The sequence below is a fragment of the Gordonia rhizosphera NBRC 16068 genome, assembly GCF_000298195.1.
Taxonomy (GTDB): Bacteria; Actinomycetota; Actinomycetes; order Mycobacteriales; family Mycobacteriaceae; genus Gordonia; species Gordonia rhizosphera.
The window spans coordinates 1-1,428 of sequence record NZ_BAHC01000190.1 but is presented as its reverse complement, the minus strand read 5'-3'; the positions used below and the strand labels follow the sequence as shown (position 1 = coordinate 1,428).

Annotated in this window: 1 protein-coding gene; it reads right to left on the bottom strand. The window is 63.5% G+C overall.

The window, feature by feature from the left end; translation table 11 throughout:
• Positions 1-21: 21 nt before the first annotated feature.
• The gene (locus tag GORHZ_RS23075; protein ID WP_006337433.1) at positions 22-1,263 is read right to left on the bottom strand and encodes an IS701 family transposase; all 1,242 of its coding nucleotides are present in this window, start codon (positions 1,261-1,263) and stop codon (positions 22-24) included.
• Between the last annotated feature and the right edge of the window lie 165 nt (positions 1,264-1,428).

Sequence of the window (1,428 nt, the reverse complement as noted above, 5' to 3'; positions counted from 1 at the left end):
TACTACAGTCGTAGTTCGCGTTCATTGTGGCTGTGACCTGCGTTTTTGATGGCAGAGTTGGGCTCGACGTTGGTGTTTGCGTCGCCACACCGACCAGTCGAGCAGGCGATGCCCAATGGCGTGCAGCGGGGTCAGAACCAACGCGACGAACAGGCGACGAAACTCGTTGACACTCAACCGGATCAGCGCCGGATTGGGGTGTTCTCGGGTGCGTTGAGCGGCGGTGACGACAGCCAGAAACGCGTGCGCGAGCATGACCAGAATGGTCCAGCGATGCCACGACGTCCATGTTCGTACCTGATGCTGATCCAATCCGGTCAGACCCTTGCTGGATTGGAAGCATTCCTCGACCGTCCAGCGCCGCCCCGCCACCCGCACCAGCGTCGCCAACGGCACCGGGTGCGGGCTGTAGCAGCGGTAGAACGCCAACTCGCCGGTGTCGTCGTTGCGGCGGATCAACACCGAGCACTCGCCGGTCCCGGGGTCCTCGCGCGTGGTCAGCCACGCCCACGAATACAGGCGATCACCCTTGGCGCCGGCCCCGGCCGACATCGTCTGCCACGCAGCCTCCGAGACCATGTCAGCCAGCGCATCGACGCGCATCGGTCCACCGTCGGTGGGCACCACGGTGTCGCGGCGCACGGCCAGCACATAGCCAACCTGACGATCGTGCAACGTTTTTCGCAGGTCCGGGTCCGCGCCGTACACCTCGTCGCCGGTCACCCACTGGGCCGACACGCCGGCATCGAGGGCTCGTTCGATCAGGGTGGTGGCCAGTTCGGGTTTGGTCGCGAAACCGACGTCGTCGGGGACGTCAGCTTCCGCGCACCGGGCACGATCGTCAGTCCAGCTTTTCGGGAGGTAGAGCGCGCGGTCGATCAACGCGTGGCCCTTCGAGCTGGCGTAACTCAGAAAGACGGCGACCTGGCAGTTCTCGATCCGCCCCGCAGTGCCGGAGTATTGGCGTTGCACGCCAACGGTTTTGTCACCCTTTTTCAGATCACCGGTCTCGTCGATCACCAACACCGCGTCCCGTTCGGCAAACGCGTCGACGACCATCGCCCGCAGGTCGTCGCGGATGTCGTCGGCGTCCCATTTCGCGCGGGACAACAAGTGCTGCAATTTGTCCGGGGTGGCATGCCCGGACAGTTCGGCCATCGTCCAGCAGTTCTTGGTCTCCAGCGACGAGAGCACCCCCAACACGAACGCGCCGGCGTTGCGGGCGGCTTCGCAGCGGGCGAACCGTGGTGCAATCGTGTCCATCAGCGCGTCCAATTCCGCTCGCCACTGTTCATGGTCTACGCTCAGACCCACGGTTGCCGTGGGCTTGTTTTGTTTCTTCACAAATTCGGATCATGCCCCGGCAACCGTCCTGACCAGCGTAAACACGCCGTCAAACCTCACAATCAGCTATCTCCGGCTGTAGTA